A 6747-nucleotide genomic window follows, 5' to 3' on the forward strand; every position below is an offset into this window, starting at 1 on the left:
AAAGCACAATGCCGCCAATCCGGACCGGCACCTGTCGTTTTCCATCGGCCATGCCGTATGCACGAGCCTTCCCATTGACATGCAGGCCCTGTTCAAGGAAGCCGACGACAACATGTACAAAGAAAAACTCAAACATCTCCAGACCGGCAGCACCCCGATATTGCAAAGCCTGCTGCAGGCACTGAAGGAAAAAGACTATATCCGGGAAGGCCATACTCAGCAGCTCAAATTCTACGTATCAAAACTGGCTGAAAAAATGGGGCTTTCCAGTGAAAAATCCCGCAACCTGCAGTTGCTCGCCCAATTCCATGACCTGGGCAAAGTGGGCATCTCCGAACGTATCCTATTTAAAGCAGATACACTCACTGCAGAGGAATTCCAGGAGATGAAGCGCCATTGTGAAATCGGCCATCGCATTGCCCTGTCGTCTCCAGATCTGGCTCCGATTGCCGATTTGATATTAAAACACCAGGAATGGTGGAACGGCCGGGGATATCCCCTGGGACTAAAAGGCGAGGAAATCCCCATTGAATGCCGGATTCTTGCGGTGGCCGAGGCCTATGACATCATGACCAACCAGCGGCCCTACCAGGATATCCGATCCGCGCGACAGGCAATGGACGAACTCCGGCAGGCAGCCGGCTCTCAGTTTGACCCTGCGGTGGTCGAAGTATTTGAAGCATTTATCGATGGGATCAAACCTTGATTATTGCCTTGGGTTGATATAACAGGGAAATACAGGATTTCTTCTGTCCTAAAGGCAATAATCAAGGTTTGATCCCGTAGAGAAAAGGAGGAGCATATGAATCTTTTTGTGGATCGAATGATCCGGGCAGCCAAGCTCGACATTCATCTGTATGAGGAAGTGGAAGCAGACAAAAGTGCCATTGGACAGGCGCTGGGCGTTGTGGTGCTCTCCAGCCTGGCAGCCGGCATCGGTGCCATCAGCGTTCAGGGCGCCGGCGGAATCATCATGGGCACCATTTTTGCCCTGATCGGCTGGTTCATCTGGGCGTTTTTAACCTATGTCATCGGCACAAAACTGCTGCCCGAGCCCCAGACCCGGTCTGATTACGGGGAACTGCTTCGCACCATCGGGTTTTCCAGTTCCCCCGGCCTGATCCGGGTTCTGGGAATCATACCCGGCCTGCAAAGCATTGTCTTTGTCGCAGCCGGCGTCTGGATGCTTGTAGCCATGGTCATTGCCGTGCGCCAGGCCCTGGATTATCACAGCACCTGGCGGGCCGTGGGCGTCTGCCTCATCGGCTGGGTGGTCCAGATCCTGCTGCTGGGGCTGATGTTTGCCGTCTTCGGGGGAGGCGCGCCGTAACAAGATATATAGATGGGGTCAAACCTAAAGGCAATAATCAAGGTTTGATCCCATATCACCGGCAAGCATGTCTTCGATCACCTGTCTGTCCCGGGGCGGGGCAAAGTAGTAGCCCTGCCCGAAGGGACAGTTCATGCCACGGAGTTTTTCCAGCTGGTCGATATCCTCGATGCCTTCGGCCATGGCCTTGAGATTGAGCTTGGCGCACAGCTCCAGCATGGAGGCCACGATGTTGTAATTGGTCAGGTTGCCGTTGATGTTATCAATGAGAATCTTGTCGATTTTCACCAAATCAATGGAAAACTGATTCAGGTATTTCAAAGAGGAATAGCCGGTACCGAAATCATCAATGGAAATGGAGATCCCAAGGGTCTTTAATTCATGAATGGTTTTAATCGCCCTCTCCATATCGTCAATAAACAGGCTCTCAGTAATTTCCAGGTTAATGTTTTCCAGCGGAAGCGCCGCGTCGCGGGCCATGGCCTGGATATCGGCCGCCAGATTGCTTTGCAGCATCTGCTTGACCGAAAGGTTGACGCTCAGGCACAGATCCCTTGCTGAAGCAAAGTTGGTCTTCCATGCAGCAAAATCGGCAAATGCCATTTCAAATATTTTCCGGCCCAGAGGAATGATCAGCCCGGTTTCCTCTGCAATGGGGATAAAGCTGTTGGGCGGAATAATGCCCAACTCCGGGTGCCGCCACCGCACCAGGGCCTCCACCCCGTAGAGGCGGTTTGTGGCAAGATCCATCAGGGGCTGATACTGCACGAAAAACTCACCCTTCTGGATGCCGGTCTGCAGATGATTTTCCAGAACCAGGCGGCGCTCGATCTCCCGGTCCTGAATCTGGTGGGCATAGATCACCTGGTTTCGGCCCTGGCGCTTGGCCTCATACATGCTCATGTCTGCCAGCCGGATGGCATCGGCATGCTCGGCCTGGCTCTCGCTGCTGATTAAAACCCCCATGCTTAGGGTCATGACAACTTCATGACCGGCAACCTCCAGGGGGAGGCGAAACTGATCCAGGATGCGCCGGACAACAATGTCGCAGCAATTCTGGTCCTGGACGTCCTCGAGAAGGAGCAGAAATTCGTCGCCCCCGAACCGGGCCACGGTATCAAGTTCGCGAACGCTTGAGGCAAGCCGCTGGCCCACCTTGACAAGCAGATCATCGCCCACGTTATGCCCCATGGTGTCATTGATGGACTTGAACCGATCCAGGTCGATAAAAACAATGGCGTAGTTGTAATCCGGATACCGTTTTTTTTTCTTAATTGCCTGCTTAAGCCGGTCCCGGAAAAGGATCCGGTTGGGCAGCCGGGTGAGCGGGTCATGAAAGGCCTGAAACTGAAGCTGTTTTTCCGCATCCTTGATGGGCGTGATATCGGCAAATGAAACAATGTATTGGTTTTCAAGACCCAGGGGCGAAATTTTGAGAAAAACGGTTTTGTGCTCATGGTTCCGATTTTCAAACCCGTATTCCGGAGAAACGTCCGGATGATCTTTTTCAGCGCTTTCCAGAGTCCTGGCAAAACCGGTGCGGCCTTCGCAGGCCAGAAACTCGGCAATGTTTCGCCTGCCTGAAAGCGCTTCCCGCTCCCATCCCGAAAAAGCCGCAAACTCGCTGTTAACATGAACAATGGTTCCCTTCTGGTCAACCACGATGGTGGGATTGCCGGTGTTTTCAAATGTATTTCGGTAAAGGATTTCAGACTTGGACACCTGGAGGTTTTTTTCCACCAGTTCTTCGTTTTTCTGCCGGATCAATTGGTAGAGCTCAAAATTTTCCAGGGCATATCCCGTGGCCTTGATAATAATCGTGGTGATCTTGTCCACAATGCCTTTTTCCAGGGCCCTGGCTTTGACAAAACAGAAAAAAACACCGTAAATTTTCGAGGTGGTGGCAGCGGCATGGATCAATACCTGGTATTTGCCGTCATGGCTGCGGACGGTCTGGGTCCGTTTTTCCCGAAACGCCAGGGCCACCGCCCCGCGGTCAATCAGATCCTCCACTGTCCGGTCGACGTAATCCGCCCGGCCCGGATCATCGAGATGTTCCAGAGCAATGTCAAAGTGAGCTTCGTTAACAGCGTAAAAGGCATAAAACTCTATGGCCACCATCTGCCGCAAGCCCTGCAATGAGCGTTCAAGTATATCTTTGCGGTTTTTGAACTTGGTCACGGAAGTCTGATAATCGCCCAGGGAAGCGCAAAGTTCCAGCGCCTCCATGGCATTTCTGGAAATGGCTTCAAGCCGCTCACCAACGGTCAAATCCATTGCCTTATTCAATTCGTCCATAAATAATCTCAAATATGTCAGCGAGTTGAAAATCAATCTCATGGGCCATGGTATGCAGGATCTCAGGATCGAAGTTCAGATTCTCAGATACCTCCGGTTCCATGACAGGGACAAAAAACTCGCCGCTGTTTCCGATCTCCAGGGCATTGACAATGATATCGGCCAAATTGACAATGGCGGCTTCAAAAAAGGAATTCTGGGTTGCGGGAAAATGATGGTACTGGATCATGTTGACCAGCCGGTCCGGAAGGTTCCAGTGCCGTGCAAGGGCTGCTCCGATATGGGAATGATCCGAGCCGAAAACCTCTTCTTCGGCTGTAAAAAGAAACAGCTCCTCGCATTTTACCTGTCTGAATATTTGAAAATACTGCTCCGGCAGGTTCTGGACCAGAATCAGACGGCCGATGTCATGGAGCAGCCCGGCCACAAAAAACCGCTCCGCCTCGATGCGCTGGGGAAAGTAGCTGGATACCAGCCGTGCTGCGGTTCCGCAGGCAATGCTGTGCTCCCAGAAAGAGGCCATGTTAATCAGCCGGGAAGGGATATTTTTAAACAGCGAAACTGCAGAAACCCCGCTGACAATGGTCATCAGCTGGTTGGTCCCGATCAGGGCCAGGGCCCATGTCAGGGTATCAACTTTTTGACGAAGACTGTAGAAGCTGCTGTTGACCAGCTGCAGCACCTTGGCCGAAAGGGTGGTATCCTTGCTCACAATGCCGGCAATGTCATCCAGGGAGGCATCCGGGTTATTGATGGCCGAAATGGTCTTGTAGTAAATATCCGGCAGGGTCCCTAAGCGCAGGGTTCTGTGAATCAGGCTCTCCACGTCGACCTTCTGCGGGCGTGTGCGCACAGGCTTCCTTCCTGAATCCGGCCGTTCCTGCAGGTGCTTGTATCCGGCCCCGGCATTTGGATTGTTAAACAGCCGGCGGGCTTTTCGATCCACGCTGAGCTGAAACAAACCAGCCACAAAGGGATCATTTAAGTCATTGAACTGAAATCGGTACCGGACAACATCTTCGGCCTTCTGCCGGATTTCCTCCGGTACATGCGGGTCGGCATCCGGCCGGGAGCCGGAAGCCTCTTCCGGAAGGCGCACATGCACATCGCCCACCCCCCAGATCTTAAAAATCCGGATGAGTTTGTCATTGACCTTCTGGCCCGAAGGCGCAAGCAGCCGGCCGGCCGCATCCTTGACGTCCCGGGCGAGGATCATTCCCGGCACCAGTTTATGAGCGCTTGTTTTTTCCATCTTTGGAAGAACAATTATCCTTTTTGGCGTTCAACAGCTCGTAGCCTTCGTTGATCAGGGCCATGGCCCGTTTGTCGCCGCCTTTGTCCGGGTGGAACTTTTTGGCCATGCACCGGCGCTTCCATCCCAGGTCCGCGGCTTCATCAATGACCGAATCGAGGTTGTAAAGGTTTTTAAACGCAGCCGCCTTTTCATGATAGCCCATGTACTGGACCTGCTGAAAAAAGGTGGGCGGCAGACTTTCAATATACCGGGCAAACCGCCGCTTGCTGATTTCCTCCCGGAGAGACTGGCTGGTCACATACCGGACCACAAATTCCAGAATGCTGCGCTTGTCAAACCGGCTGAAACGGCCCAGGGCCTCGAACTGATCCATGGTATCCGCATCCTGTATCCAAAGGATGCAGCAATCCCGGCTGGCCGCGCTCCAGGTGACCCTGAAGTTGTAGTTGTCTATGGCGATCTCGGTTAGGATCTCGTCATCAGGGCAATTCATTGCTTACCTTCCGGTAGCCTGCTGGGTTGATTCATTCCGGGGCCGATTCAAGCACCCAAAACGTCAAGCAGGGGCGATTGAGCGGCCCGGGTTTCGATCAGATGAATCATTTTTACCAGATCCTCCGGGTCCAGGTCAATTTCTTCTTCAATTTCAGGGACCTGATTCATCTTGTAATTTCCCCCCTGCCCCAGCCCCCCGGCATTGACCACCCTGTCAGACAGCCCGCAGACCCGAGCCAGGTCCCTGTATCTTTCCTCTGCCATAGATGGATCATGATGCCACCGGATCACTGAAATCAGGCTGTGGGCCAGGTTCCATTTCCGGGCCAGCCAAGCCCCGGCCTGGCAATGATCCGCTCCCATGACCCGGTGCTCTGCCACAGACAGGCAAATCCCTTCTTTTTTACTAATTTCAATGGCTTCGGCAAACTGATCATGAAAATGCTGCTCAAAAACGATCTTGCCCATGTCATGGAGCAGACCGGACACATGAAGTACATCCGCGGCAATATGCACCCTGGCAAACTGTGGAATCGAGTTGCACAAAACTTCTGCGGCAATGCCGGCGGCAATACAGTGCCGCCAGAACCCGGCCCGATCCAGGGCCGGCCTGCTGCCCGGGGCAAATGTGGAAAATACCGCAGCAGACATGGCAATGTTGCTCACCGCCCGGAAACCCATCCGGACAATGGCCGGCCGAAGGGAAACGGTTTCCTCCACGCCCAGATACATGGAGGAATTCACCACTTTCATGATCCGGGCCGTGATGGCCGGATCATCCTCGATAATTGCCGCGATCTGGCCGGCATCGACTTCCGGATCCTGCAGCGCGGTGCCCAGGTTCTCGATGACCGCCGGCAGAGTCGGCAGATTCCGGATGGATTCGAGCCGCTTGATCAATTGACGCTGCATGAGGTTATTCCATTTCGTATTGTCGTGCCGGTCCGGTGGGATTGTCCCGAACCCTTTCAATGGCCTGCCGCAATGCATCTTTGACCTCATCACCCGACACCGGATCCTTTAACACAATGGAAAATTGCTGGGTATATCGGGCTGGCAGCAGATTTAAAGCCAGTGCATAAATATCCTGGATATTGACCACATTCTGTTCCACTTCCGGATATTGCTCCAACACTTCCGGCAATAGCCGGATCACCCTGAATTCATTGCGGTTTCGGATTCCGCTGAGATCCACCCCCAAAAATTGATACCTGTTCTCAGACCGACGGGTACTGCTCATATCGCCTCCCGGTTGATTTTGAAACTTTGAACTCAATGTTTTTCATTAACACTCTGGACGATCTTTTCCGGAATCCGGCTCAAGGGCAGCACGGTTTCGGCCGCACTCAGGGCAATGGCTTCCTTGGGC

The 6747-nt window shown here is 53.3% G+C and carries 7 protein-coding genes; 2 read left to right on the top strand and 5 right to left on the bottom strand.

Annotated elements, in window-relative coordinates; all coding sequences use genetic code 11:
- The coding region (locus R6U41_RS07175; protein ID WP_410269152.1) for an HD-GYP domain-containing protein at positions 1–706 on the top strand (706 nt) is incomplete at its 5' end.
- Between the two features lie 96 nt (positions 707–802).
- Entirely contained in the window at positions 803–1330 is a 528-nt protein-coding gene (locus tag R6U41_RS07180) for a YIP1 family protein (RefSeq protein WP_410269153.1), read from the top strand.
- Between the two features lie 24 nt (positions 1331–1354).
- Here R6U41_RS07180 and R6U41_RS07185 read toward each other — a convergent pair whose 3' ends face one another.
- From R6U41_RS07185 to R6U41_RS07205, 5 genes are read right to left on the bottom strand one after another with little or no spacing between them, the layout of a single operon-like run.
- On the bottom strand, positions 1355–3628 hold the full coding sequence (locus tag R6U41_RS07185; protein ID WP_410269154.1) for an EAL domain-containing protein: 2274 nt from the start codon (positions 3626–3628) through the stop codon (positions 1355–1357).
- Positions 3612–4844: an HDOD domain-containing protein gene (locus R6U41_RS07190; protein ID WP_410269155.1), complete on the bottom strand. Its 1233-nt coding sequence runs from the start codon at positions 4842–4844 to the stop codon at positions 3612–3614. Before R6U41_RS07190 ends, R6U41_RS07185 begins: the two co-directional genes overlap by 17 nt.
- A gap of 13 nt (positions 4845–4857) precedes the next feature.
- Positions 4858–5376, bottom strand: coding sequence for a hypothetical protein (locus R6U41_RS07195; protein WP_410269156.1), 519 nt, complete (start codon positions 5374–5376; stop codon positions 4858–4860).
- A gap of 47 nt (positions 5377–5423) precedes the next feature.
- Positions 5424–6290 (bottom strand): HDOD domain-containing protein, encoded by an 867-nt coding sequence (locus tag R6U41_RS07200; RefSeq protein ID WP_410269157.1) that lies wholly within the window; start codon positions 6288–6290, stop codon positions 5424–5426.
- Between the two features lie 4 nt (positions 6291–6294).
- Positions 6295–6618: a late competence development ComFB family protein gene (locus tag R6U41_RS07205; RefSeq protein ID WP_410269158.1), complete on the bottom strand. Its 324-nt coding sequence runs from the start codon at positions 6616–6618 to the stop codon at positions 6295–6297.
- Between the last annotated feature and the right edge of the window lie 129 nt (positions 6619–6747).

This window comes from Desulfosalsimonas sp. (assembly GCF_046483245.1).
Taxonomy (GTDB): domain Bacteria; phylum Desulfobacterota; class Desulfobacteria; order Desulfobacterales; family Desulfosalsimonadaceae; genus Desulfosalsimonas.